This window comes from Paraburkholderia sp., from assembly GCF_028283785.1.
GTDB lineage: Bacteria > Pseudomonadota > Gammaproteobacteria > Burkholderiales > Burkholderiaceae > Paraburkholderia.
In genome coordinates this window covers 20,001-45,931 of sequence record NZ_JAPWKB010000019.1, presented here as the reverse complement: position 1 = coordinate 45,931, position 25,931 = coordinate 20,001, and the positions used below count along the sequence as shown (strand labels likewise).

Annotated in this window: 17 protein-coding genes and 3 rRNA genes (1 of these 20 only partly in view); 2 read left to right on the top strand and 18 right to left on the bottom strand. The window is 61.4% G+C overall.

Going from position 1 to position 25,931, the window contains the following annotated elements; translation table 11 throughout:
- Nucleotides 1-12: 12 nt before the first annotated feature.
- The 13 genes from PW947_RS22510 to coq7 all read right to left on the bottom strand — a co-directional run bounded on the left by PW947_RS22510 (nucleotide 13) and on the right by coq7 (nucleotide 15,145).
- The gene (locus tag PW947_RS22510) at nucleotides 13-954 is read right to left on the bottom strand and encodes a D-alanine--D-alanine ligase (protein WP_299634627.1); all 942 of its coding nucleotides are present in this window, start codon (nucleotides 952-954) and stop codon (nucleotides 13-15) included.
- A 5-nt stretch (nucleotides 955-959) separates the two neighbouring features.
- The gene (murC, locus tag PW947_RS22505; protein ID WP_299634626.1) at nucleotides 960-2,351 is read right to left on the bottom strand and encodes a UDP-N-acetylmuramate--L-alanine ligase; all 1,392 of its coding nucleotides are present in this window, start codon (nucleotides 2,349-2,351) and stop codon (nucleotides 960-962) included.
- Nucleotides 2,351-3,463, bottom strand: a complete 1,113-nt coding sequence (gene murG, locus PW947_RS22500; RefSeq protein ID WP_299634625.1) for an undecaprenyldiphospho-muramoylpentapeptide beta-N-acetylglucosaminyltransferase — start codon at nucleotides 3,461-3,463, stop codon at nucleotides 2,351-2,353. Before murG ends, murC begins: the two co-directional genes overlap by 1 nt.
- Nucleotides 3,460-4,758 carry a putative lipid II flippase FtsW gene (gene ftsW / locus PW947_RS22495; RefSeq protein ID WP_299634624.1) on the bottom strand — a complete coding sequence of 433 codons (1,299 nt, stop codon included), beginning with the start codon at nucleotides 4,756-4,758 and terminating at the stop codon, nucleotides 3,460-3,462. Before ftsW ends, murG begins: the two co-directional genes overlap by 4 nt.
- On the bottom strand, nucleotides 4,755-6,275 hold the full coding sequence (murD, locus tag PW947_RS22490; protein ID WP_299634623.1) for a UDP-N-acetylmuramoyl-L-alanine--D-glutamate ligase: 1,521 nt from the start codon (nucleotides 6,273-6,275) through the stop codon (nucleotides 4,755-4,757). The genes ftsW and murD overlap by 4 nt, the downstream gene beginning before the upstream one ends.
- Before the next feature lie 83 nt (nucleotides 6,276-6,358).
- Nucleotides 6,359-7,528, bottom strand: a complete 1,170-nt coding sequence (gene mraY / locus PW947_RS22485) for a phospho-N-acetylmuramoyl-pentapeptide-transferase (RefSeq protein ID WP_299634622.1) — start codon at nucleotides 7,526-7,528, stop codon at nucleotides 6,359-6,361.
- 17 nt (nucleotides 7,529-7,545) lie between these two features.
- On the bottom strand, nucleotides 7,546-8,973 hold the full coding sequence (gene murF, locus PW947_RS22480; RefSeq protein WP_299634621.1) for a UDP-N-acetylmuramoyl-tripeptide--D-alanyl-D-alanine ligase: 1,428 nt from the start codon (nucleotides 8,971-8,973) through the stop codon (nucleotides 7,546-7,548).
- On the bottom strand, nucleotides 8,970-10,514 hold the full coding sequence (locus PW947_RS22475) for a UDP-N-acetylmuramoyl-L-alanyl-D-glutamate--2,6-diaminopimelate ligase (RefSeq protein WP_299634620.1): 1,545 nt from the start codon (nucleotides 10,512-10,514) through the stop codon (nucleotides 8,970-8,972). Before PW947_RS22475 ends, murF begins: the two co-directional genes overlap by 4 nt.
- Nucleotides 10,511-12,379 carry a penicillin-binding protein 2 gene (locus PW947_RS22470; protein ID WP_299634619.1) on the bottom strand — a complete coding sequence of 623 codons (1,869 nt, stop codon included), beginning with the start codon at nucleotides 12,377-12,379 and terminating at the stop codon, nucleotides 10,511-10,513. The genes PW947_RS22475 and PW947_RS22470 overlap by 4 nt, the downstream gene beginning before the upstream one ends.
- On the bottom strand, nucleotides 12,376-12,723 hold the full coding sequence (ftsL, locus tag PW947_RS22465) for a cell division protein FtsL (RefSeq protein ID WP_299634618.1): 348 nt from the start codon (nucleotides 12,721-12,723) through the stop codon (nucleotides 12,376-12,378). Before ftsL ends, PW947_RS22470 begins: the two co-directional genes overlap by 4 nt.
- The gene (rsmH, locus tag PW947_RS22460) at nucleotides 12,720-13,673 is read right to left on the bottom strand and encodes a 16S rRNA (cytosine(1402)-N(4))-methyltransferase RsmH (protein WP_299634617.1); all 954 of its coding nucleotides are present in this window, start codon (nucleotides 13,671-13,673) and stop codon (nucleotides 12,720-12,722) included. Before rsmH ends, ftsL begins: the two co-directional genes overlap by 4 nt.
- Before the next feature lie 15 nt (nucleotides 13,674-13,688).
- Nucleotides 13,689-14,117: a division/cell wall cluster transcriptional repressor MraZ gene (gene mraZ / locus PW947_RS22455; RefSeq protein WP_299634616.1), complete on the bottom strand. Its 429-nt coding sequence runs from the start codon at nucleotides 14,115-14,117 to the stop codon at nucleotides 13,689-13,691.
- 398 nt (nucleotides 14,118-14,515) lie between these two features.
- Complete coding sequence (gene coq7, locus PW947_RS22450; protein WP_299634615.1) at nucleotides 14,516-15,145, bottom strand: 2-polyprenyl-3-methyl-6-methoxy-1,4-benzoquinone monooxygenase; 630 nt, start codon at nucleotides 15,143-15,145, stop codon at nucleotides 14,516-14,518.
- Between the two features lie 304 nt (nucleotides 15,146-15,449).
- Between coq7 and PW947_RS22445 the strand changes: the two genes are divergently transcribed.
- Nucleotides 15,450-16,643, top strand: a complete 1,194-nt coding sequence (locus PW947_RS22445; protein ID WP_299634614.1) for a porin — start codon at nucleotides 15,450-15,452, stop codon at nucleotides 16,641-16,643.
- 238 nt (nucleotides 16,644-16,881) lie between these two features.
- Here the strand turns inward: PW947_RS22445 and PW947_RS22440 are convergent, their stop codons facing one another.
- Entirely contained in the window at nucleotides 16,882-18,555 is a 1,674-nt protein-coding gene (locus PW947_RS22440; RefSeq protein WP_299634613.1) for a long-chain fatty acid--CoA ligase, read from the bottom strand.
- A 155-nt stretch (nucleotides 18,556-18,710) separates the two neighbouring features.
- Nucleotides 18,711-20,789 (bottom strand): molybdopterin oxidoreductase family protein, encoded by a 2,079-nt coding sequence (locus PW947_RS22435; RefSeq protein ID WP_299634612.1) that lies wholly within the window; start codon nucleotides 20,787-20,789, stop codon nucleotides 18,711-18,713.
- A 172-nt stretch (nucleotides 20,790-20,961) separates the two neighbouring features.
- Between PW947_RS22435 and PW947_RS22430 the strand changes: the two genes are divergently transcribed.
- Nucleotides 20,962-22,155: a M20 aminoacylase family protein gene (locus PW947_RS22430; protein ID WP_299634611.1), complete on the top strand. Its 1,194-nt coding sequence runs from the start codon at nucleotides 20,962-20,964 to the stop codon at nucleotides 22,153-22,155.
- Nucleotides 22,156-22,514: 359 nt separating this feature from the next.
- On the opposite strand, the gene rrf is transcribed toward PW947_RS22430, so the two are convergent.
- The 3 genes from rrf to PW947_RS22415 all read right to left on the bottom strand — a co-directional run.
- Nucleotides 22,515-22,627: ribosomal RNA gene (rrf, locus tag PW947_RS22425) — 5S ribosomal RNA — on the bottom strand.
- Between the two features lie 150 nt (nucleotides 22,628-22,777).
- A 23S ribosomal RNA gene (locus PW947_RS22420) occupies nucleotides 22,778-25,658 on the bottom strand.
- Nucleotides 25,659-25,916: 258 nt separating this feature from the next.
- A 16S ribosomal RNA gene (locus tag PW947_RS22415) occupies nucleotides 25,917-25,931 on the bottom strand (it continues 1,515 nt past the right edge of the window).
- Together the 16S, 23S and 5S rRNA genes form the textbook arrangement of a ribosomal RNA operon.

Sequence of the window (25,931 nt, the reverse complement as noted above, 5' to 3'; positions counted from 1 at the left end):
TCGAGGTTGCCGTTAGTCTTTCAAGGTCAGCGCAAGCACGCCGACCACCAGATCGCTATAACTGATGCCGACCGCGCGCGCCGCTTTCGGCGGCAACGAATGATCGGTCATGCCGGGCGCCGTATTCACTTCGAGGAAATACGGGTTGCCGTCGGCGTCGAGCATGAAATCCGCGCGGCCCCAATCGGTGCAGCCGAGCACGTCGAACGCACGACGCGCGAGCTTCTTCAGCCGCGTTTCTTCGTCCGGCGTCAGACCGCACGGAATCAGGTACTGCGTGTCGTCTGCGATGTACTTCGCGTGATAGTCGTAAAACTCGCCGGCCGGCACGATGCGGATCACCGGCAGATCCATGTCGCCGGCGATGCACGCGGTAAATTCGCCGCCGCCTTCGATACTCTTTTCCGCCAGCACGATCGTGTCGAACTTCGCCGCTTCTTCGAGCGCGGCCGCGAGCGTGTCACCGGTTTTCACCTTGATGACCGCGACGCTCGATCCTTCGCTCGCGGGCTTCACGAACAACGGCAAGCCGAGCTTCGCAACGATCTCGACAGCGCGCGCGGCGTAGTCGTCGCCCCGCATCACTGTGTCGAACGGCGGCGTCGGAATGCCGAGTTGCTGCCACACGAGTTTCGTGCGGAATTTGTCGAGCCCGAGCGCCGAGCCGAGCACGCCGCTGCCGTTGTACTTGATGCCGTAAAAATCCAGCGCGCCCTGAATCTGGCCGTTTTCGCCGTAGCCGCCGTGCAGCGCGATGAACGCGCGGTCGAAACCTTCTTCTTTCAACGCGCCGAGCGGACGCTCGGACGGATCGAACGGATGCGCGTCGATACCCGCGTCGCGCAGCCCTTGCAGCACCAGACGGCCGGAATTGAGCGACACCTCGCGCTCGGCGCTGACGCCGCCGAGTAGCACTGCCACCTTGCCGAACTGTTTCGGATCGATACTGCTCATCTCAGTCACACCTTCGTTTCCTGCGCGAGGCGACCCGGCACACCGCCGATCGAACCCGCGCCCATCGTGATCACCACATCGCCGTCGCGCACAACCGCGCCCAGCGCATCCGCAACTTCATCCACCGTTTCGACGAACACCGGCTCGACCTTGCCCGCGACGCGAATCGCGCGCGCCAACGCGCGGCCGTCGGCGGCGACGATCGGCGCTTCACCGGCCGAGTACACCTCGGTCAGCACCAGCGCATCGACCGTGGACAGCACGCGAACGAAATCCTCGAAGCAATCGCGGGTGCGTGTATAGCGGTGCGGCTGGAATGCGAGCACCAGACGCTTGTCCGGAAACGCGCCGCGCGCAGCCGCGACCGTCGCGGCCATTTCGACCGGGTGATGACCGTAGTCATCCACCAACGTATAAGCGCCGCCCGCGTTGACCGGCACTTCGCCATAACGTTGAAAACGACGTCCGACACCGTTGAAATCGGCGAGCGCACGCTGGATATCGGCATCTTTGACTTCCAGCTCGGTCGCAATGGCAATCGCTGCCAGTGCGTTCTGCACGTTGTGCGTACCCGGCAGATTCAGTTCGATATCGAGCGGCGGCGCATCTTCGCGCATCGTCGTGAAGTGCATCTTGCCGTTCTTCGCGACCACGTTGACCGCGCGCACCTGCGCATCGGCGCCGAGACCGTAACGGATGATCGGCTTCGAGACGAACGGCAGGATTTCCCTCACGTTCGGATCGTCGACGCACAACACCGCGATACCGTAGAACGGCAGACGATGCGTAAATTCGATAAACGCCTGCTTGAGCCGCGCGAAGTCGTGGCCGTAGGTGTCCATGTGATCGGCGTCGATATTCGTGATGACTTCGATCACCGGGAACAGGTTCAGGAACGACGCGTCCGATTCGTCCGCTTCGGCGACGATGAAGTCACCCGTGCCCAGACGCGCGTTCGCACCCGCGCTGATCAGGCGGCCGCCGATCACGAAGGTTGGATCGAGCCCGCCCGCCGCCAGCACGCTCGCCACCAGCGACGTGGTCGTGGTCTTGCCGTGCGTGCCCGCAATCGCGATGCCCTGCTTCAGGCGCATCAGTTCCGCGAGCATCGCCGCGCGCGGCACGATCGGGATGCGTCGATGACGCGCCGCGAGCACCTCGGGGTTGTCGCTGCGCACGGCTGTCGACACGACCACCGCGTTCGCGCCTTCGATGTTCTGCGCGTCGTGACCGATCGCGATCCGTGCGCCGAGCGCCGCGAGACGATCCGTCACCGCGTTCTTCGACAGATCCGAACCGCTGACGTGATAGCCGAGATTGACGAGCACTTCGGCGATGCCGCTCATGCCTGCGCCGCCGATCCCGACGAAATGAATGTGTTTGACGATGTGTTTCATTATTGCTTTCCTTCCTGGCTCGGGACCACACCAGCCACGGCCGCGCAAATCTGCGCGACCTGTTCGGTGGCATCGGGTTTCGCGAGCGAGCGCGAACGCTCCGCCATCTCCGCGAGGGTTTCTCGCGTCTGGCTGTGCAACCAGTCGGCGAGTTTTTCCGCCGACAGATCGCGTTGCTGCACGAGCAGCGCCGCGCCGTTGTCGGCGAGAAACGCTGCGTTGGTTGTCTGGTGATCGTCTACTGCATACGGAAACGGCACGAAGAAAGCCGCCACGCCGACCGCCGCGATTTCCGCGACCGTCATGGCGCCCGAGCGGCAGATCACCAGATCCGCGTTCGCGTACGCGCTCGTCATGTCGTCGATGAACGGCACGAGTTGCACGTCGTCGCCCGGCTGAAAACCGGCCGCTGCGTAGTTTTGCTTCAATGCGTCGATATGCTTCGCGCCCGCCTGATGTACGACGCGCGGACGCTCTTGCGGCGCGAGCAAGGCCAGCGCGCGCGGCACGACTTCGTTCAATGCCGCTGCGCCCAGACTGCCGCCCACCACCAGCACGTTCAGCCGACCGCTGCGTTGCGCGTAGCGTGCTTTGGGTGGCAATGTGCGCGCAAGTTCCTCACGAATCGGATTACCCGTCCATTCGCCGTGCGGCAGCGCGCCCGGAAACGCGACGAGCACCCGTTTCGCCACTTTCGCGAGCACGCGATTCGCGAGCCCGGCAATCGAATTCTGTTCGTGCAACACCAGCGGACGACCGCTGAATGCGGTCATCAGACCCGCGGGGAACGTGATGTAACCGCCCATTCCCAGCACCACGTCCGGCTTCACGCGACGCAGCACGCCGAGGCTTTGCGCGCACGCGCGCAGCAGCGCGACCGGCAGCATCAGCTTGGTTTTCATGCCCTTGCCGCGCAAACCGCCGAAGCGCACGTATTCCATCGCAATGCCGTGCTTCGGCACCAGCGTCGCTTCCATGCCCGACGGATTGCCGAGCCATACGACCTTCCAGCCGCGCGCCTGCATCAGGTGCGCGACCGCGAGGCCCGGGAACACGTGTCCCCCGGTGCCGCCGGCCATCACCATCAGCGTGCGTTGCGCGAGTGCGGTCATACCTTGCCCCCGCGCATCAGCACACGGTTTTCGTAATCGACGCGCATCAGCACCGCAACCGCGACGCAGTTCAGCAAAATGCCCGAGCCGCCGTAACTGACGAGCGGCAACGTGAGCCCTTTGGTCGGCAACAGGCCGAGGTTCACGCCCATATTGATAAAGGTCTGTGCACCGAACCAGATGCCGAGACCCTTCGCGACCAGCCCGGCGAACGTACGATCGAGCGCGAGCGCCTGACGGCCGATCTCGAACGAGCGACGCACGATCCAGTAGAACATCAGGATCACCACCATCACGCCGACAAAACCGAGTTCTTCGCCGATCACCGCGAGGATGAAGTCGGTATGCGCTTCGGGCAGGTAGTTGAGCTTTTCGACGCTGCCGCCGAGACCCACGCCGAACCATTCGCCGCGACCGAAAGCGATCAGCGAGTGCGTCAACTGATACGCCTTGCCTTGCGCGTAACGGTCGTCCCACGGATCGAGGTAGGCGAAGATCCGCTCACGACGCCACGGCGACGCCCACACCAGCAAGCTGAACGTGCCGACCGCCGTGGCGACGAGACCGCCGAACAGCTTGCCGTTCACGCCGCCGAGAAACAGCACGCCCATCGCGATCGCCGCGATCACCATGAACGCGCCCATGTCCGGTTCGAGCAGCAGCAACGCGCCCACCACGCCGACGGCGAAGGCCATCGGCAGGAAGCCTTTCGCGAAGCTGTGCATGTATTCCTGCTTGCGCACCGTGTAGTTCGCCGCGTAGATCGTCACCGCGAGCTTCATGATTTCCGACGGCTGCATGTTCGTGATGCCGAGCGGAATCCAGCGACGCGCGCCGTTCACGCCTTTGCCGATGTGCGGAATCAGCACGACCACGAGACTCAGCAGCGCGAGCAGAAACAGCTTCGGCGCATATTTGTCCCACGTCGAAATAGGGATGCGGAACGCGACCGCGCCGACCACCGTGCCCATCACGACGAAAATGCTCTGGCGCACGAGGAACGCGTAATCGCGATACGACGCGTACTTCGGCGAGTCCGGCATGGCGATGGAAGCCGAATACACCATCACGATGCCGAGTCCGAGCAACGCGACCACCACCCACAGCAGCGAGTGATCGTAGTCGAGCATGCGCGAGCGCAACGGACGCACGCCGTTGACCGCGCTGGCGAGGCCGCTCGCCGTGCTGCGCGCTGCCGAGCGCGCCATGCCCGCCGCGGCGCCGCGCGTCCCCGTTTCCGATGCCGAGCCGCCTGCGCCCGTCAGCCGCGAACCGAACCGTTCCGACCAGCTCATATCATCGTCCCCCGTTCAGCCGCGATGTCTTCGACCGTGCTGCGGAACACGGCCGCGCGATGCGCGTAATTCTTGAACATATCCAGGCTCGCGCAGGCCGGCGACAGCAACACGGCGTCGCCCGGTTCGGCCAGCGTGGTCGCGGCGCGCGTCGCTTCTTCGAGCGTCGCGTAATCGGCGAGCGCGATACCGGTGTCGGCGAGCGCCGCGCGAATCTGCGGCGCGTCGCGGCCGATCAGCAGCACCGCCCGGCACCAGCGCGTCACCGGCGCGGCGAGCGGCTCGAAATCCTGGCCCTTCCCGTCGCCACCGGCGATCAGCACGATGCGCTGCGCCAGACCGTCGAGCGCGGCCACGGTCGCGCCGACATTGGTGCCTTTGCTGTCGTCGACGAAATCGATACCTTCGACCGACGCGATCAGTTCGACGCGATGCGGCTCGCCGCGATACTCGCGCAAGCCGTGCAGCAGCGGCGCGCCCGGCAGGCCGATCGCGCGCGTCAGCGCATAGGCGGCGAGCGCATTCGCGGCGTTGTGCAGACCGCGAATCCGCAATGCGTCGGCGGGCATCAGACGCTTTTGCATGATGTTCGGCGTTGCGGCGACTTCGTTCTTGCGACGGCGCACCGGTTGCGGCTCGTCGTTCACGTCGCGGTCTTGCGCCTGAACCAGCCAGATCATCCCGCCGTCGCGATGCAAGCCGAAATCGCCGACGCGGGTCGGCTCGTTCAGGCCGAACGTGACGACCGGCGCGGCATCGGCCGCGTGCGCGGCAGGTGCGAGCGCCATCACGCGCGCGTCGTCGCGATTCAGCACGCGGATCGTTCCGCGCCCGAAAATGCGGCCCTTCGCGGCGGCGTATGCGTCGAGTCCGCCGTGCCAGTCGAGGTGATCCTGCGTGATGTTCAATACCGCCGCGGCATCGGGCGCGAAGGTGTGCGCCGTTTCCAGCTGGAAGCTCGACAGTTCGAGCACCCAGATTTCCGGCAACGCAGTCGCGTCGATCGCTTCGGTGAGTTTGTCGAGCACGGCCGGGCTGATATTGCCCGCCACCGCGACCGTCTTGCCCGCGCGTTCGCACAGCAGGCCGGTCAGGCTGGTGGTGGTGGTCTTGCCGTTGGTGCCGGTGATCGCGACGACCTTCGGCGCGTAACCGGATTCGCCCAGTTGCTTCAGCGCCTGCGCGAAGAATTCGAGTTCGCCCCACACCGGGATATCGCGCGTGCGGGCTTCGGTGATCAGCGGCAGGAGATCGGCGGCGAGCGGCGACAGACCGGGGCTGATCGCCACCAGATCGACACCTTCGAGCAGTACGGGCGAGAACGGGCCGCCGGTGAAATCGGCATCGATCCCATGCGCGGCGAGCCCCGACAGATTCGGCGGCACTTCGCGCGTGTCGGCAACGCGCAGACGGCAACCGTGCCGCGCGCACCAACGCGCCATCGCGAGACCGGATTCACCCAGTCCCAGCACGAGCACCATCGGCTTTTGCCGATCCCGAAACTTCTCGCCAAACATCGCTTGCTTCCCTTGATTTCGCTTCAGTGTTTCTGGTTACGCCAACCGCCGTTCACGACGGTCGATGCAGTTTCAACGCGGCTTTAGCGCAGCTTCAGCGTGGACAGACCGAACAGGCACAACATCAACGTGATGATCCAGAAACGCACGACCACCTGCGTTTCCTTCCAGCCCGACAATTCGAAGTGGTGATGCAGCGGCGCCATCTTGAACAGGCGGCGCCCTTCGCCGAAGCGCTTTTTCGTGTACTTGAACCAGGTGACCTGCAACATCACCGACACCGTTTCCGCGACGAAAATGCCGCCCATGATGAACAGCACGATTTCCTGACGGACGATCACCGCGACCGTGCCGAGCGCGCCGCCCAACGCCAGCGCGCCGACGTCGCCCATGAACATCTGCGCGGGGTGCGTGTTGAACCAGAGGAACGCGAGCCCGGCGCCGCCCATTGCGGAACAGAAGATCAGCAGTTCGCCCGCGCCGGCGATATGCGGAAACAGCAGATACTTCGAATAGACCGAGCTGCCCATCACATACGCGAACACACCCAGCGACGCGCCGACCAGCACGACCGGCATGATCACGAGGCCGTCGAGTCCGTCGGTCAGGTTGACGGCATTGCTCGCGCCGACGATCACCAGATACGTCAGCACGATGAAGCCCCACACGCCGAGCGGATAGGAGATCGACTTGAAGAACGGCAGCATCAGGTCGGCACGCGCGGGCAGGCCCATCGAAAGACCGCTGCGCACCCACGCCATGAACAGGTCGTAGACGCGCACGTTGCTCGCTTCGGACACGCTGAACGCGAGATACACCGCCGCGAACAAGCCGATCACCGATTGCCAGAAATACTTCTCGCGCGACGACATGCCGCGCGGGTCTTTGTAGACCACCTTGCGGTAATCGTCGACCCAGCCGATCACGCCGAAGCCGAACGTCACCAGCATCACGATCCAGATAAAGCGGTTGGTCAGATCGGCCCACAGCAACGTGGCAACGGCGATGCCGAGCAGAATCAGCACGCCGCCCATCGTCGGCGTGCCGGATTTGATCAGGTGCGATTGCGGGCCGTCTTTACGGACAGCCTGACCGACCTTCATCGCGGTCAGCGTGCGAATCACCCACGGGCCGCAGACGAGCCCGATCAACAGCGCGGTGATGGTCGCCGCCACTGCACGAAAAGTCAGATAACTGAACACGCGCAAGAAGCTTGCGTCATTCTGCAGCCATTGCGCCAGCGCCAGTAGCATGCTTCGGTCCTTCTATTTCAATGTGCACCGGGCGCTGCGCCCGGTGCGATGGGTTGTGGACTCGTTACGGCGTCCACCACGCGCTCCATCTTCATGAAGCGCGAGCCTTTCACGAGATACGTGGCCGCTGCGCCGTTTCCGGCTGACTGCGCGGCCTGCAGCAGTTGCGCGACGATTGCCGCGTGGTCGGTGGCGTGATGCGCGCCTTCGCCGAATGCCACGCACGCGTCGCGCGATGCGTCACCGAGCGCGTACAGCGCGTCGATGCCGCGTTCTTTCGCGTAGGCGCCGATCTCACGATGGAACGCCGGACCGTTATCGCCCACTTCACCCATGTCGCCCATCACCAGCACACGCGGCGATCGACACGCGGCGAGCACGTCGATGGCCGCGCGCATCGAATCCGGATTGGCGTTGTACGTGTCGTCGATTACGGTCGCGCCGGCCAGCACGCCGAGCGCCGCGCGCTTGACCTGCAGGCGGCCCTTCACCGCGCCGAACGCTTCGAGACCGCGCCTGATCGCGTCGAGCGACACGCCCGACGCCAGCGCCGCCGCGACCGCCGCCAGCGCGTTGTGCGCGTTGTGATCGCCGAGCACCTGCAACGTGATGTCGACATGGCCTTGCGGCGTATCGACGGACAACCGGTTGCCGGTGAAAGTGCCGGTCACGGCTGCTTCGGTGTGGCGGGTGTCGGTGTTCAGCGCGAAATCGATGATCGGGTTGCCGGTTGCGGCCACGCGCCAGATGCTCGCGTACGCGTCGTCGGCGGGAAATACCGCGATGCCTTCGGGCTTCAGCGCGTGAATCACGCTCGCATGCTCGAGCGCGACCGCTTCGACGGTCGCCATGAATTCCTGATGCTCGCGCTGCGCGTTATTGACGACGGCCACTGTCGGCTCCGCGATCTTCGCGAGCAACGACGTTTCGCCGGGATGATTCATGCCGAGTTCGACCACGGCGAGCGCGTGCGCGTCGTTCAGACGGAACAGCGTCAGCGGCAGGCCGATGTCGTTGTTGAAGTTGCCGTCCGTCGCAAGGCGCGCATCGTCGGAACCGACCGCGGCGGAGAAGATCGACGCGATCATTTCCTTCACGGTCGTCTTGCCGTTGCTGCCGGTGACGGCGACCAGCGGCATCGTGAACCGGCGACGCCAGCCGCGCGCGAGCGCGCCGAGCGCAAAACGCGTGTCGGCGACATGCAGCGCGGGCGCACCGAAACCGTCGGGCGCGTGGCTGACGAGCGCTGCGCTGATGCGGCGCGCCGCCACGTCGGCGAGGAAGTCGTGCGCGTCGAAACGCTCGCCTTTCAATGCAACGAAGAGATCGCCCGGACCGGCGGTGCGGCTGTCGGTCGACACGCGCTCGAAGCGTACGGTGTCGTCGCCGACAACCGTGGCGCCGGGAATCAGCGCGGCGGCTTCGCGTAGGGAAAACATCGTCATTCCGCGCCTCCACGGGTGTGCGTCACACGGGCGGCCAGCGCGAGGCGAGCGTGGTCCTGATCGGAGAACGCGCGCTTCTTGCCCATGATTTCCTGAGTGGCTTCGTGACCTTTACCGGCCAGCACGACCACGTCTTCGCGCGCGGCGCAGCGAACCGCTTGCAGGATCGCGCTCGCGCGGTCTTCGATGCGGCGCGCGTGCGTCGCATCGGCCATGCCGCCGACGATCTGGTCGATGATGGTCTGCGGATCTTCGCTGCGCGGATTGTCGCTGGTCACGACCACGCTGTCGGACAGCCGTTCGGCGATCGCGCCCATCAGCGGGCGCTTCAGCGCGTCGCGGTCGCCGCCGCAACCGAACATGCAGATCAGCTTGCCGCCGCGAGCGAGCGCCATCGGGCGCAATGCTTCGAGGGTTTTTTCCAGCGCGTCGGGCGTGTGCGCGTAGTCGATCACGACCATCGGTTCGTCGCTTTGCACACGGCCGCCGAGACGCTGCATCCGGCCGTTCACCGGTTCGAGCTTCGACAGTTCGGCAAGCGCGGCCGCGAACGGCACGTCGGACGCGAGCAACGCGCCGAGCACACCGAGCAGATTGCTGACGTTGAACTTGCCGAGCGTCTGCACTTCGACGTCGGCCGCACCCCAGTCGGACGTTTCCAGATGGAATGCCGTGCCGGTTGCGGTGGCGCGCACGTTCGACGCGAGCAGCAGCGCATCGGCCTGCGGCGCGGCGTCGAGCGCGTCGAGACCGTAGGCGATCGTGCGGGCGTGGCCGTGCGTGGCGGCGATCAGCCGGCGACCGGCTTCGTCGTCACGATTGATGACCGCGCACTTCAGCTCGGGCCACGCGAACAGCCGCGCCTTCGCGGCTTCGTACGCGGCGAACGTGCCGTGGTAGTCGAGGTGGTCTTGCGTCAGGTTCGTGAACACGGCGATGTCGAACGACGTGCCGTTGACGCGCCCCTGATGCAGCGCATGCGACGACACTTCCATCGCGACCGCCTTCGCGCCCGCATCGCGCAATTGCGCGAGACTGCGTTGCAATTGCGGCGCGTCGGGCGTGGTGAAACCCGTTGCGACCAGCTGACCCGGCATTCCGCTGCCGAGCGTGCCGATGATCGCGCAACGCTGGCCAAGCGCGGTCAGCGCCGCCGAAATCCATTGCGTGCACGACGTCTTGCCATTCGTGCCGGTCACGCCGACCACGCGCATCGCGTCGCTCGGATCGTTGTACCAGGCGCTCGCGATCGAGCCCGCGAGTTCGTTCAGCGCGGGAACGGCAAGCGTGGTCGCGGCGTCGAGCGCACCGGTGAAACCTTCGGGCTGCACGAGCGCGACGGCCGCGCCGCGTTCGAGCGCAGTGGCGATAAACGGGCGGTTATCGGCGCCATCGACGGCGTACGCGAGAAACACGTCGCCGGACGCGAGCGAGCGCGTATCGGCGTGCAAATGCGCGGAAGGCTGCACGCGAACGTGCAGCCAGTCGAGGGCGTCGGCAATCTGCGCGTGCGCCGGGTGATTCGACCGGAGCGCGCTCATCGCACGACTCCCGGGTGACTTTTTGGCGTGGCGGCGATCGTCATCTTGCGTGCGTTACCGCTGGTAGAAAGCTTTTTGGCCGCCGATGACGGCACGGCGTTATTGGGTTGCGACGTGGGTGGCGGGTCGTCGGACACGACCATCTGCTTGATCGGCATGTCGGGCGGGACGTTCAGCGAGCGCAGGGTGTCGCCGGCAATTGCCGAAAACACCGGGCCGGACACCTGACCGCCGAAGTGGCTGCCGGCGGTCGGTTCGTCGACCGACACCGCGACGACGATGCGCGGATTCGGCATCGGCGCCATGCCGACGAACGAGGCGCGGTATTTACCTTTGTCGTAGCCGCGGCCGACGTGCTTGTACGCCGTACCGCTCTTGCCGCCGACGCGATAGCCCGGCACGGCCGCGTCCGGCGATGTGCCGCCCGGCGCAACGACGGTTTCGAGCATGGCGCGCACTTCACGCGCGGTCACCGGCGAGAACACTTGCGGACCCGTGACCGGGGCATCGCCCGGCGTGCGGAAAATCGACACCGGCAGCACCTGACCGTCGTGCGCGATGGCCGTGTATGCGCGAGCCAGCTGGAACAGCGACGCCGACAGGCCGTAGCCGTACGACATCGTGGCCTGTTCGATGCGACGCCAGCTTTTCCACGGACGCAAACGGCCCGCCGCCGCGCCGGGGAACCCGACTTTCGGCGCCTGACCGAGACCGATGCTGGTGTACATGTTCCACATCTCTTCGGGCTTGAGCTGCATCGCGATCTTCGTCGCACCGATGTTGCTCGACTTCTGGATCACGCCGCCGACCGTCAGCACGCCGAATCCGGCGTCGTCGGAGATCGGTGCGCCGTCCAGCACGAAACGGCCGGACCCCGTATCAACCAGTGTAGTCGGCGACACGCGGTGCAGATCCAGCGCCAGCGAGATCGTGAACGGTTTCATGATCGACCCCGGCTCGAAGGTGTCGGTCAGGATACGGTTGCGCAACTGGTCGCCGGTCAGGTGAGTGCGGTCGTTCGGGTTGTAGGTCGGATAATTGACCAGCGCGAGCACTTCGCCCGTGCGCACGTCCACGACCATCGCCGCGCCGGCTTTCGCCTTGAATTTTTCGACGGCGGCTTTCAGGTTCGTGTACGCGATGTACTGGATCTTGCTGTCGATCGCCAGATCGACGTCCTGGCCGTTGTGCGGCACGACCTGCTCATCGACGTCCTCGATGATGTGGCCCATCCGGTCCTTGATCACGCGACGGCTGCCCGACATGCCCGCGAGCAGTTTCTGGTCGCTGAGTTCGACGCCTTCCTGGCCTTCGTCCTCGACGTTCGTGAAACCGATCAGGTGAGCCGTGATTTCGCCTTCCGGATAGAAGCGCTTGTATTCGTCACGCTGATAAATACCGGGAATGCCGAGCGCGCTGACCTTCTGCGCGATGTCGAGCGGCACCTGGCGCTTCACGTAGACGAAGGTCTTGTCTTCGGACAGCTTGCGGCGCAGTTCCTTGTCCGTCATGCCGAGCAGCTTGCCGAGCGCGGCGAGCTTGTCGGCGCCGAGATCGTCCGGCACGGATTCGGGAATGGCCCAGATGGCGCGCACCGGCAGACTCGTGGCGAGCACGAGGCCGTTGCGGTCGAGAATCTTGCCGCGCGTGGCGGGCAGTTCGAGCGTGCGCTGATAGCGGCTTTCGCCCTGCTTCTGATAGAACGCGTTGCCCGGACCCTGGATCCAGAACGCGCGGCCGGCCAGCGCGACGAACGCCATGAACAGCATGAACACGACGAGCTTCGAACGCCACATCGGCAGACGCACCGACAGAATGGGGTTCGACGAGAACGCGACGCTCTTGCGGGCCGACGATTTTTTCATCGCACGGCTCCCCGGCCCGCAGCACCGGATGCAGCAGGCGCGGACGTCGGGATAGGCGTGTCTTCCGCCTTCGCGGCGCCCGGATCGAGTGTCAGATATTGAGTCCGGCCCGTGGTGCCGGGCTGCATCTTCAGCGAATCGTTCGCAATCTGTTCAATACGCGACGTTTTGGACAACGCGCTTTGCTGGTATTGAAGCTGCGAATAATCGAGCTGCAACTGGCGCTCTTGCGATTGCGCGCGCTGCAACTGGATAAACATCTGCCGCTGCTGGTTGGTTGCGTTAACAACCGACAATGCGCAGCCCATCACGACGATCAGCAGGAAGATGTTGAGACGGTTCATGGCGCGATCCGCTCCGCCACGCGCATCACGGCAGAACGGGCGCGCGGGTTCGCCGCGACTTCGGCGTCGCTGGCGAACACACGACCACGCAGCTTGAGCGGCGGGCTGGGCAGATCGACCGCGCGAATCGGCAGCCGACGGTCGATCACAGGCGCATTGGAATGCGTCTGCATGAACCGTTTGACGATGCGGTCTTCGAGCGAATGAAAGCTGATCACGACCAGCCGCCCCCCTTGCTCCAGCAGCGAGAGTGCTGCTTCTAAAACGACTTGCAGCTCCGCAAGCTCTTGATTGACGTGAATCCGTATAGCTTGAAAGGTGCGGGTTGCCGGATCCTTGCCCTTCTCACGGGTTTTGACGACGTTAGCCACGATTTGGGCAAGCTCGCCCGTGCTGACGAGAGGCCCAAGACGGTCGGACTCTGCCCGGCGAGCAACAAGCGCCTTTGCAATCTGAAAAGCAAACCGTTCTTCCCCATAATCTCGTATCACCTCCGTCAGTTCCTGCACCGTGGCCCGAGCGAGCCAGTCTGCTGCGGACTCGCCGCGCGTCGGGTCCATCCGCATGTCGAGCGGGCCGTCGGCGCGGAAACTGAAACCCCGCTCCGGGTCGTCGACTTGCGGCGACGACACGCCCAGATCCAGCAAAACACCCGATATGCGCCCTACCCCGCGCTCCGCCATCGCGTCGCGCAGTGAAGCAAAACTCTCATGGACGATTTCAAAGCGCGGGTCGGCGATCTGCTGTGCCGTGGCGATGGCGAGCGGGTCTTTGTCGAACGCGATCAGACGTCCGTTTTCACCCAGCTTGCTCAGCACCAGACGGCTGTGACCGCCACGCCCGAACGTACCGTCCGCGTAGATGCCGTCGGCGCGCATGACCAGCGCATCGACCGCTTCATCCAGCAGCACCGTGCGATGCTGCAATTCGTTTCCCATCGACGGTGCCATATATGTAAACCGCGATCAGAACGTGAAATTCTTTAAGGCTTCGGGCATGCCTTGGGCCATCGCCGCCTGTTCCTTCGCGGCGTAGGTCTGGGCATCCCACAATTCGAAGTGACTGCCCATGCCGAGCAACATCACTTCTTTTTCCAGCGACGCAGCCATTCGCAATTCCGGTGAGACCAGAACGCGGCCGGCGCTGTCGAGTTCCACATCCGATGCGCTGCCAAGAAAAATGCGGCGCCACCAATGCGCGTCGAGCGGCAAGGCGGCGATCTTGGTGCGAAAGACTTCCCATTCGGGGCGCGGAAACAGCAACAGGCAGCCGTCCGGATGCTTTGTCAGCGTCATCCGTCCTTCTGCCTGTCCTTGCAGCGCATCCCGATAGCGTGAGGGAACCGACATACGTCCCTTCGCATCGAGCGTCAGCGCCGACGCCCCTTGGAACACTTCGCTCTCCCCTCACGCGACGCAACGCGCCGTTCGCCTGACCCCGGAAATTTACCGCAAACCGTCCGGTAAATCACACAAATGTACACTTTCTCACACTGTCTCCCACTTTAGAGGAACGAGAAAGTCGGGTCAAGGGAGATTGGCGGTTTTGTGACTGAATTTGTTTGTTAGAACAAGGACTTAGCGCACGACCTTGACGTGATCCGCCAAATCGGAAAAGCGTTATAAATGAATGGACTACCGAAGCTTCTGAAGGTGAAAGATGAGAAGAACTTGGGAAGTGCGCGAATCTAGAGGGTTCACGCGTGCGGCGGGCGCGGTCTGGCGGGGTTCGGGTGGCGGATGGAAGTGGGACGCGCGGGTGCGCTGTCCCACTTCGGCATTTCAGGTGGGAATCAGACGTAATAGGCAGTGCGGGTCATGACTTTCGACGCCGCGCGCATCAGCGCCCGCGCCGGAAACGGCAACTCGATGCCGCCGGCATCCGTCGCGGCTTTGCTGTGATTGGCTTCATCGGCGCGCATCTGCTCGACGATCGCCCGCGATTCGAGGTCGCCGACAGGCAGCTCCTCCAGATGGCCGTTCAGATGCTGCTCGACCTGGCGTTCGGTCTCGGCCATAAACCCGAGGCTGACGCGATCGCCGAAACGCCCCGCAACCAGACCGATCGCGACGGCGCCCGCGTACCACAGCGGATTCAACAGACTCGGACGCGATTCGAGCGCTTCGAGACGCTTCGCCGTCCATGCAAGGTGATCTTCTTCTTCGCGCGCGGCGTGTTCGAAGGCCTCTTTCAGCGCCGGCGAACGGGTTGCCAGTTTTTGCGCCTGATACAGCGCTTGTGCGCACACTTCCCCGACGTGGTTCACGCGCATCAGACCTGCCGCATGCGCGCGCTCTTGCGGAGACAATTCAGCAGGCGCTGAGGAATCCTGTGGAACCGGCACCGGACGGGTCATGCGAGACACGCCAGTGATTGAGCGTAAACCCCGATCGAACTCACTAATCAAATCATCAAACAGCATGTAGCCCTCCTCTATTCATCGACCACCGGCGCTCATCGTAGAGCCTTGTCTCGCGGGCGTTTGCGACACAAAACGAATCACCGCCTGGCAAAAAAACGCGCCATTCCGGTGGCTAATTTTCGATTTTAGACCATGTTGCGTAAACGAAACATCGCGCCTGGAGCCTATCTGCTTTTACTTTGTGCAGCCTAAGCACTTTGTTACATTACCTGCAACTTCTCGCGAAGTTACATGGCAGAGGTCAAAGCAACCTAAATATTCTGCCTCGCAAAAAAAAGACTCGTATTTTCTTGGAGATCATTCGATGAAAAAGTCGCTTCTCGCTCTCGCAGCATTGGGCGCATTTGCAGGCACCGCTCAAGCGCAGAGCAGCGTGACCCTGTACGGCATCATTGACGAAGGCTTCAACTTCAACACCAACTCCGGCGGCAGCCATCTGTACAACCTGTCGAGCGGCGTGCTTCAAGGCAGCCGTTTCGGCTTGCGTGGCACGGAAGACCTCGGCGGCGGTCTGAAGGCAATCTTCGTGTTGGAAAACGGTTTTGACGTAACCAACGGCAAGCTGGGTCAAGGCGGCCTGATGTTCGGTCGTCAAGCCTATGTCGGTTTGAAGAGCGACTTCGGCACGGTCACGATGGGTCGTCAGTACGACTCCGTCGTCGACTACGTCGGCCCGCTCGAAGCAGGCGATCAATGGGGCGGCTACATCGTTGCTCACCCGGGCGATCTCGACAACTTCAACAACGCTTACCGTACGAACAACACGGTCAAGTACACGAGCGCGAACTACGGCGGCCTGACGTTCGGCGGCACGTATAGCTTCGGCGGCCAGGCAGGCAACCTCACCGGCAACCAGATCTGGTCGTTGGGCGCAGGTTACAACAACGGTCCCCTCGTCCTCGGCGTTGGTTACCTGAACGCACGTACGCCGTCAGCATCGGGCGGCCTGTTCAACAACGGCGGCACGATCGCAGCAGTGAACGCAACGACCGGCGCGCAAACCGCCGTGACGTCGCCGGTGTACAGCGGCTTCTCGTCGGCTAACACGTACCAGGTCATCGGTGCAGGCGGCGCATACACGTTCGGCGCAGCAACGCTCGGCCTGACCTACTCGAACGTCAAGTTCATGGGTCTGGGCGCAGTCGGCACGACGGCTTACTCGCACGGCGACACGGCTACGTTCAACAACGGCGAAGTCAACTTCAAGTATCAGTTGACCCCGGCTCTGGTGCTCGGCGCAGCGTTCGACTACACGCGCGGCAGCAGCATCGCGTTGACGAACGGCACGGAAAACGCAGGCGCGAAGTACTACCAAGGCGCACTCGGCGCGGACTACTTCCTGTCGAAGCGCACGGACGTCTACTTCGTCGGCGTGTATCAGAAGGCTTCGGGCACGGATTCGCGCGATCGCGAAGCTGTTGCTTCGGTCAACGGCCTGACGGCATCGTCGAGCGACCGCGTGTTCACGGCTCGCGTCGGTATCCGCCACAAGTTCTAATAAGTAGTCAAAAAGCAGCTTCCTCAAAGGCGCCTTCGGGCGCCTTTTTTTATTGGCGTTTTGCTGCCGGATTGCGGCTCGTCCGTTGCCCGCCTTTGCCGCACGCGCCACGCGCTCAACAAAAAAAGGCCCGGCAAACAGCGTTTGCCGGGCCTTCCGTCCTGCTCGTTTTTATCGTGATGTCTCTCAGGTCACAGCCCAACGCGTTGCTGTCCGTCCAATGCTCACGACGGATCTGCTATGCCCGACCGTCGCGCAATTCGCGCCTCAGAATTTTTCCGACATTACTCTTAGGCAATTCGGCGCGAAACTCAATAATGCGCGGCCGCTTGTAGCCGGTCAGTTGCTCTTTGCAGTAGATTTGCAGATCGACGTCGGTCAAGGCCGGATCTTTCCTCACGACGAACAACTTCACCGCTTCGCCCGAATGCTGATCCGGCACACCCACTGCCGCCACCTCGAACACGCCGGGATGCTTCGCGACCACATCCTCGATCTCATTCGGGTACACGTTGAAGCCGGACACGAGAATCATGTCCTTCTTGCGATCGACGATCTTCACGAAGCCCGCCGCGTTGATCACCGCGACGTCGCCCGATTTGAAGAAACCGTCGCGCGTCATCACGTTGGCGGTTTCATCCGGACGATTCCAGTAACCCGCCATCACCTGCGGGCCGCGAATGCACAGTTCGCCGGGTTGGCCGAGCGGCACTTCGTTGCCGTCGTCGTCACGAATCGAGACTTCGGTGGACGGCAACGGCAAACCGATCGTGCCGCTGTATTCCGTCACCGTCACAGGATTGCACGTCACACACGGCGACGTTTCCGACAGACCGTAACCTTCGACGATCGGCGCATTCGTGGCCTGATACCACCGTTTCGCGACCGCTTCCTGCACCGCCATCCCGCCGCCGTTCGCGACGAGCAGGTTCGAGAAGTTCAGTTGCGAGAAGTCCGGATGGTTGAGCATCGCGTTGTACAGCGTGTTCACGGCCGGAATCGTGGTGATCGCGTAACCCTTCAGATCCTTGATCATTCCGCCGATGTCACGCGGATTCGGAATCAGCACGCCAAGCGCGCCGGTGCGGATGGTCAGCAGCCCGCAGACCGTCAGCGCGAACACGTGATACAGCGGCAGCGCGACAACCGTGACGAATTGCTGAATATCAGGACGTTTGGCGCGCGCGGGATCGAGCCACGCATGCGACTGCAATACGTTCGCAATCACGTTCCGGTGCAGCAAGGTCGCGCCCTTTGCAACCCCGGTCGTGCCGCCTGTGTACTGGAGAAACGCGATGTCGTTCGGACTGGATTTAACCGGCTTGAACGCCTGACGGCCGCCTTCGGCCAACGCGGCGTTGAACTTGACGTGGCCGGGCAAATTCCACGCGGGCACCATCTTTTTGACATGCCGCACGACGTAATTGACGATCCAGCCCTTGACGCCCATCAGGTCGCCCATCGTACCGACGAGCACGTGCTTGATCGACGTGTTCTGAATGACCGCCTGCAAGGTGGTGGCGAAATTCTCGAGCAGGATGATCGCTTCGGCGCCGCTGTCCTTTAGCTGATGTTCGAGTTCGCGCGGCGTATATAGCGGATTCACGTTCACGACCACGTAACCCGCGCGAAGAATCGCGGCCAGCGCGACCGGGTACTGGAGGACGTTCGGCATCATGATGGCGATTCGCGTGCCGCGCGCCAACCCCTTCGACTGGAACCACGCGCCGAGTTTGCGCGACAGTGTATCGAGCTGGCCATAACTGATCTGCTTGCCCATGCAGACGAAGGCCGGCTTCGTTCGGTGCTCGTTGAAGCTCTCCTCGAGCAGATCGGCAATGGATGCGTAGCGGCTCGTATCGATCTCAGCGGGAACGCCGGGTGGATACGAATTCAGCCAAGGTTTGTCCATGCGGCGTCTCCTCCTTTATTTTCGAATGGTCGTGCTAAAAATGAATCGTAGCATGCTGGCCGCTCCGCACAGCGCGAAAAGCGGTTGAGTTAGACGCCGCCCTCCAACCGGAAAACCGGCTGGAAACGGCTTGGGACAGGGGTTTGAAAGGAGAGTCAGACCGACTCGACTTCGACGAGGCAGTCATAGAAAGTCGCGGAGCCGCCGAGGTCGGTCAGCGCCTGGCTCGTCACCTGGTTCGCGTTGCGGCCGTCGGGCGCGAGCTTTTTCCACCAGATCGACAAACCGACGACGAGACCTTCGCGCGCTTTGTCGGTGACGCGGGCGCGGGCCTGCATCGAACCGCGATCGTTGAAAATGCGCACGATCTGGCCGTTGGCAATCTGACGGTCGAAGGCGTCGGTGGGGTGAATGTCGAGGTGCGGCTCACCTTCCGTCGAGCGCAGACTTTCTACGTTGACGAAGGTGCTGTTCAGGAAATTGCGCGCCGGCGGCGAGATCATTGCCAGCGGATAACGGGCGGCCAGTTCGGGCGAGCCGTCCGCGGATTCATACGGCGCCAGGTAATCCGGCAACGGGTCGAGTCCTTGCTGCGCGAGGCGCTCGCTGAAAAATTCGCACTTGCCCGACGGCGTGCGGAACGCGCCGTTCGCGAGCGGCGCATCCGGCAAATTGAGCCTGGCCCAACGATTCTCCTTCAGTGTCGCCCAGTCGACGCCTTGCAACGCGTCGTCATCCCAGCGAAACGCGTGCGCCGCGACCTCTTCATCCGACTCGTACAACGCAGGATGCTGGAGACCCATGCTGCGCGCGATCCCACGGAAGATTTCGGTGTTCGGCCGCGCGTCGCCGACCGGCGAAATGGCCGGCAGATTCGCCATCACGTGCGTGTGACCGTAGGACTTATGGACGTCAAGGTGCTCAAGTTGCGTCGTGGCGGGTAGGAGCAGATCGGCGTAATCGGCGGTATCTGTCTGGAAATGCTCCAGTACGATCGTGAAAAGATCGTCGCGCGCAAAACCTTCCGCGACGCGCTCGGAATCCGGTGCAACAGCCACCGGGTTCGAGTTATAGACGACGATCGCCTCGACCTTCGGTCCGAATGCGTCATCGCCGGGATGCGTCAGCGCATCGCCGATCTGATTCATATTGATCACGCGCGGTTGTCGCGCCGGCCAGCCGGGCATCAGATCCGGACGCTGAAGCGCGTGCGTATCGACCGGCGCCCAACCTGACGACGACAGCAACACGCCACCCGCGCGCTCGCGCCAGGCGCCCGTCAACGACGGCAAACAGGCAATTGCCCGCGCCGCGTTGCCGCCGCCGCGCACGCGTTGCATGCCGTAATTCATGCGGATCGCGGCTTTTTTGGTCGAACCGTAAAGACGCGCCAGATCGATCACCGTTTGCGCTTCGATCCCGCAAATCTCCGCGACGCGAGCGGGCGAATACGTCAACGCTCGCGCTTTCAGACCGTCGAATCCCAGCGTGTGATCGGCGATGTACGCGTGATCGAGCACATCCTCCGAGATCAGCACGTTCATCATGCCGAGTGCCAGCGCGCCGTCCGTGCCGGGCTTCAATGCAATATGCTGATGGCATTTCTCTGCAGTGAGCGACCGATACGGATCAATCGCGATCAACTGCGCGCCGTTGCGTTTTGCCGCCTGAGCGCGCGTCCAGAAATGCAGGTTCGATGCAATCGGATTGGCACCCCAGATCAAGATCACTTCGCTTTCCGCGAAAAACTCGTTGAGCATGCCAATGCTCGAACCATACGTATATTTGAGACCTGCGGCGCCGGCCGCAGCGCAAATGGTGCGGTCGAGTTGCGACGCGCCGAGCGCATGAAAAAAGCGCTGCGCGATGCTGTCGCCTTGCACGAAACCCATCGTTCCGGCGTAGCTGTAGGGGACGATCGCCTCGGGCGCGCGTGATGCAATTTCGGAAAGCCGGCTTGCCGCGAGTGTCAGTGCCTCGTCCCAGCTGATCGGCTCGAAACGGCCCTCGCCTTTCGGACCGACGCGCTTCATTGGCGTCGTCAAGCGTTTCGGATGATGAACGCGCTCGGCGTACCGACTCACCTTCGTGCACAACGCGCCCTGCGTGGGCGGATGGTCGGGATCGGCCGTCACCTTGATTGCACGCCCGTCTTCGACAGTCACGCGCATCGCGCACGTGTCCGGGCAATCGTGCGGACACACGGCGCGGGCGAATTCGGTCGGAGCATTCATGGCGTTATCGGAAAAACAGACGTGACGAATCCGCAATTTTATACGTCCGGCGCCAGCCGGTCGGGCTTTCCCTGGCCGGGCGCGAAAAATATCGGTGGGCGTAGAATGGGTCATTCTTCAGCGCGGGCTGTATTGCCTTGCGCATCCCAACGCTTCTCTCAGACAACGCACCATGAAACTGATCCCCGAAATCCAGGCAGCACACGGAGAAATTCAGACGCTGCGACGAACGATTCACGCTCACCCGGAACTCCGTTACGAAGAGACGCACACGGCCGATCTGGTCGCGAAAAAGCTCGAAGAATGGGGCATTGAAGTGCATCGCGGCCTTGGTAAAACCGGCGTCGTGGGTATTTTGAAACGTGGATCGGGAGCGAGATCGATCGGCTTGCGCGCTGACATGGATGCGCTGCCGATTCAGGAACTGAACAGCTTCGATCACCGCTCGCGCAATGCCGGGAAGATGCACGCGTGCGGTCACGACGGACACACCGCGATGTTGCTGGGCGCGGCCCGGCATCTAGCGAAACACGGTGAATTCGACGGTACGGTCGTCTTCATCTTCCAACCCGCGGAAGAAGGCGGTGCGGGCGCGCAAGCGATGATCGACGATGGGCTGTTCACGCGCTTCCCCGTCGATGCAGTATTCGGGATTCACAACTGGCCGGGCATGCCGGCGGGTCACTTCGGCGTGACCGAAGGCCCGATCATGGCGTCGAGCAACGAATTTCGCATTGAAATCAAAGGTGTGGGTTCGCATGCAGCGTTGCCGCACAACGGACGCGATCCGGTGTTCACGGCTGTGCAGATCGCGAATGGCTTGCAGAGCATCATCACGCGAAACAAGAAACCGTTGGACACAGCCGTCCTGTCGATCACCCAGATCCACGCGGGCGATGCGGTGAACGTCGTACCGAATGAGGCGTGGATTGCGGGAACGGTACGGACGTTTACGACCGAAGTGCTGGATCTAATTGAAACCCGACTGCGGAAAGTCGCCGAAAGCACGGCTGACGCTTACGACTGCGCGGTCAATGTCACCTTCTACCGCAACTACCCCCCGACGATTAACAGCAGCGAGGAAACGCGATTTGCTGCGTCGGTGATGAAAGAGGTGGTGGGCGCAGAAAACGTCAACGATACAGTTGAACCCACGATGGGCGCAGAAGACTTCTCTTTCATGCTTTTAGCGAAACCGGGATGCTACGCGTTCTTGGGGAATGGCGAGGGTGGGCATCGCGAAGCCGGACATGGAGCGGGTCCGTGCATGTTGCACAACGCGAGTTATGACTTCAACGATGAATTGCTGCCGGTTGGGTCGACGTATTGGGTGAAGATGGTTCAGCGGTTTTTTGAGCGGGCGTGAGTGGGGTTTGTGAGACTGCCACGTCCGCAAGATTGTGATCTGTGCCGCGGAGCGACTTCTGGCGCTGGGGATTGGTCAGCGAATGGTGTTCGCGCGGGTCTTGATGATGGCTGATCGGACGCCTGAACCGGATATTTGATTCGGGATTCGGGGATGGTCGAGTTAATGGCTTGAGCGCGCGGTGCGACTCTGCCTTGGGGACGACAAACTCAGGCGATTTGAGTGAGATCTTAAGACGCCTGCGCATGATGCGCGGGCGTTTGTTTTTGGGTTTGCGCATGATCGTTGATCATTTTCCCGCCCTGAAACGCAAAAACCCCACCTCTTTTGGGAGGTGGGGTTTCTGTTTCTGCTTGGGAGCCTGACGATTACCTACTTTCACACGGGAATCCGCACTATCATCGGCGTGGAGTCGTTTCACGGTCCTGTTCGGGATGGGAAGGGGTGGTACCGACTCGCTATGGTCATCAGGCATGACTTGTTGTCGTGTCGCCTGTGGGCGGCACAACCAATCTGGAAGAAGTAGCTGAGAGGATGCCTCTCGGTGTTACTTTGGGTTGTGGGTGTACTGCACAACACTGATCTCAACCTGCGTGTGTCGAGAGAGACACACCTGTGTTATAGGATCAAGCCTTACGGGCAATTAGTATCAGTTAGCTTAACGCATTACTGCGCTTCCACACCTGACCTATCAACGTCCTGGTCTTGAACGACCCTTCAAGGGGCTCGAAGCCCCGGGGATATCTCATCTTAAGGCGAGTTTCCCGCTTAGATGCTTTCAGCGGTTATCTCTTCCGAACATAGCTACCCGGCGATGCCACTGGCGTGACAACCGGTACACCAGAGGTTCGTCCACTCCGGTCCTCTCGTACTAGGAGCAGCCCCCTTCAAATATCCAGCGCCCACGGCAGATAGGGACCAAACTGTCTCACGACGTTTTAAACCCAGCTCACGTACCTCTTTAAATGGCGAACAGCCATACCCTTGGGACCGGCTACAGCCCCAGGATGAGATGAGCCGACATCGAGGTGCCAAACACCGCCGTCGATATGAACTCTTGGGCGGTATCAGCCTGTTATCCCCAGAGTACCTTTTATCCGTTGAGCGATGGCCCTTCCATACAGAACCACCGGATCACTATGACCTGCTTTCGCACCTGCTCGACTTGTCGGTCTCGCAGTTAAGCACGCTTATGCCATTGCACTATCAGCACGATTTCCGACCGTACCTAGCGTACCTTCGTACTCCTCCGTTACACTTTGGGAGGAGACCGCCCCAGTCAAACTGCCTACCATGCACTGTCCCCGACCCGGATAACGGGCCAAGGTTAGAACCTCAAACAAACCAGGGTGGTATTTCAAGGACGGCTCCACGCAGACTGGCGTCCACGCTTCATAGCCTCCCACCTATCCTACACAGATCGGTTCAAAGTCCAATGCAAAGCTACAGTAAAGGTTCATGGGGTCTTTCCGTCTAGCCGCGGGGAGATTGCATCATCACAAACACTTCAACTTCGCTGAGTCTCGGGAGGAGACAGTGTGGCCATCGTTACGCCATTCGTGCAGGTCGGAACTTACCCGACAAGGAATTTCGCTACCTTAGGACCGTTATAGTTACGGCCGCCGTTTACCGGGACTTCAATCAAGAGCTTGCACCCCATCATTTAATCTTCCGGCACCGGGCAGGCGTCACACCCTATACGTCCACTTTCGTGTTTGCAGAGTGCTGTGTTTTTATTAAACAGTCGCAGCCACCAGTTTATTGCAACCCCTTCACCCTTCTGGCGCAGGCCAGTCAAGCTACAGGGGCGTACCTTATCCCGAAGTTACGGTACCAATTTGCCGAGTTCCTTCTCCCGAGTTCTCTCAAGCGCCTTAGAATACTCATCTCGCCCACCTGTGTCGGTTTGCGGTACGGTCTTGTTAAACTGAAGCTTAGAGGCTTTTCTTGGAACCACTTCCAGTTGCTTCTTCACCTAAGTGAATGGCCTCACACCCTTGAATTCCGCGCCCGGATTTGCCTAAGCGCCTTCTCCAATGCAAGGACCGGGACTTCCAACACCCGGACAACCTTCCGCGATCCGTCCCCCCATCGCATTTAACAATGGTGCAGGAATATTAACCTGCTTCCCATCAGCTACGCATTTCTGCCTCGCCTTAGGGGCCGACTCACCCTACGCCGATGAACGTTGCGTAGGAAACCTTGGGCTTACGGCGAGGGGGCCTTTCACCCCCTTTATCGCTACTCATGTCAGCATTCGCACTTCCGATACCTCCAGCGCACTTTTCAATGCACCTTCGCAGGCTTACGGAACGCTCTCCTACCATGCACATAAATGTGCATCCGCAGCTTCGGTATATTGCTTAGCCCCGTTACATCTTCCGCGCAGGACGACTCGATCAGTGAGCTATTACGCTTTCTTTAAAGGATGGCTGCTTCTAAGCCAACCTCCTGACTGTTTTAGCCTTCCCACTTCGTTTCCCACTTAGCAATATTTGGGGACCTTAGCTGGCGGTCTGGGTTGTTTCCCTCTTGACACCGGACGTTAGCACCCGATGTCTGTCTCCCGTGATTGCACTCTTCGGTATTCGGAGTTTGCTATGGCGTAGTAATCCGCAATGGACCCCACAACCATGACAGTGCTCTACCCCCGAAGGTGATACACGAGGCACTACCTAAATAGTTTTCGGAGAGAACCAGCTATTTCCAGGTTTGTTTAGCCTTTCACCCCTATCCACAGCTCATCCCCTAACTTTTCAACGTTAGTGGGTTCGGACCTCCAGTACGTGTTACCGCACCTTCATCCTGGCCATGGATAGATCACCTGGTTTCGGGTCTACACCCAGCGACTGAATCGCCCTGTTCGGACTCGCTTTCGCTACGCCTGCCCTAATCGGTTAAGCTTGCCACTGAATGTAAGTCGCTGACCCATTATACAAAAGGTACGCAGTCACCCCTCAAGGAGGCTCCTACTGTTTGTATGCATGCGGTTTCAGGATCTATTTCACTCCCCTCCCGGGGTTCTTTTCGCCTTTCCCTCACGGTACTGGTTCACTATCGGTCGATCACGAGTATTTAGCCTTGGAGGATGGTCCCCCCATCTTCAGACAGGATTTCACGTGTCCCGCCCTACTTGTCGTACACCTAGTTCTTCCTCGCTGTTTTCGTCTACAGGGCTATCACCTGCTATGGCGGCACTTTCCAGAGCCTTCGACTAACAATGAAGATAAAGAGTACAGGCTGGTCCCATTTCGCTCGCCACTACTCTGGGAATCTCGGTTGATTTCTTTTCCTGCGGTTACTTAGATGTTTCAGTTCACCGCGTTCGCTTCGCATGACCTATGTATTCAGTCATGGATACTCCATTCGGAGTGGGTTTCCCCATTCGGACATCTACGGATCAAAGCTCGTTTGCCAGCTCCCCGTAGCTTTTCGCAGGCTACCGCGTCCTTCATCGCCTGTGATCGCCAAGGCATCCACCACATGCACTTGTTCGCTTGACCCTATAACGGGTGTGTCTCTCTTTACTCGCACACCCATCTCTAAGTATGCTTTCGTGAATCTCTTTACTACTTCTTCCTGATTGTTAAAGAACGACAGCCGATATGGTTTTACTCATATCACTCTGACTGGCTCAATCGCCAATGCCAAACATTCAGCCGTTCAAATCTGAACCCTTGGCATTGAAGATTGGTGGAGGATGACGGGATCGAACCGACGACCCCCTGCTTGCAAAGCAGGTGCTCTCCCAGCTGAGCTAATCCCCCAGTCATGCA

Bases quoted from the DNA above. Each gene is read 5' to 3' on its own strand.
- PW947_RS22510 (WP_299634627.1), bottom strand. From the start codon at position 954: ATGAGCAGTATCGATCCGAAACAGTTCGGCAAGGTGGCAGTGCTACTC.
- murC (WP_299634626.1), bottom strand. From the start codon at position 2,351: ATGAAACACATCGTCAAACACATTCATTTCGTCGGGATCGGCGGCGCA.
- murG (WP_299634625.1), bottom strand. From the start codon at position 3,463: ATGACCGCACTCGCGCAACGCACGCTGATGGTGATGGCCGGCGGCACC.
- ftsW (WP_299634624.1), bottom strand. From the start codon at position 4,758: ATGAGCTGGTCGGAACGGTTCGGTTCGCGGCTGACGGGCGCAGGCGGC.
- murD (WP_299634623.1), bottom strand. From the start codon at position 6,275: ATGTTTGGCGAGAAGTTTCGGGATCGGCAAAAGCCGATGGTGCTCGTG.
- mraY (WP_299634622.1), bottom strand. From the start codon at position 7,528: ATGCTACTGGCGCTGGCGCAATGGCTGCAGAATGACGCAAGCTTCTTG.
- murF (WP_299634621.1), bottom strand. From the start codon at position 8,973: ATGACGATGTTTTCCCTACGCGAAGCCGCCGCGCTGATTCCCGGCGCC.
- PW947_RS22475 (WP_299634620.1), bottom strand. From the start codon at position 10,514: ATGAGCGCGCTCCGGTCGAATCACCCGGCGCACGCGCAGATTGCCGAC.
- PW947_RS22470 (WP_299634619.1), bottom strand. From the start codon at position 12,379: ATGAAAAAATCGTCGGCCCGCAAGAGCGTCGCGTTCTCGTCGAACCCC.
- ftsL (WP_299634618.1), bottom strand. From the start codon at position 12,723: ATGAACCGTCTCAACATCTTCCTGCTGATCGTCGTGATGGGCTGCGCA.
- rsmH (WP_299634617.1), bottom strand. From the start codon at position 13,673: ATGGCACCGTCGATGGGAAACGAATTGCAGCATCGCACGGTGCTGCTG.
- coq7 (WP_299634615.1), bottom strand. From the start codon at position 15,145: ATGCTGTTTGATGATTTGATTAGTGAGTTCGATCGGGGTTTACGCTCA.
- PW947_RS22445 (WP_299634614.1), top strand. From the start codon at position 15,450: ATGAAAAAGTCGCTTCTCGCTCTCGCAGCATTGGGCGCATTTGCAGGC.
- PW947_RS22440 (WP_299634613.1), bottom strand. From the start codon at position 18,555: ATGGACAAACCTTGGCTGAATTCGTATCCACCCGGCGTTCCCGCTGAG.
- PW947_RS22435 (WP_299634612.1), bottom strand. From the start codon at position 20,789: ATGAATGCTCCGACCGAATTCGCCCGCGCCGTGTGTCCGCACGATTGC.
- PW947_RS22430 (WP_299634611.1), top strand. From the start codon at position 20,962: ATGAAACTGATCCCCGAAATCCAGGCAGCACACGGAGAAATTCAGACG.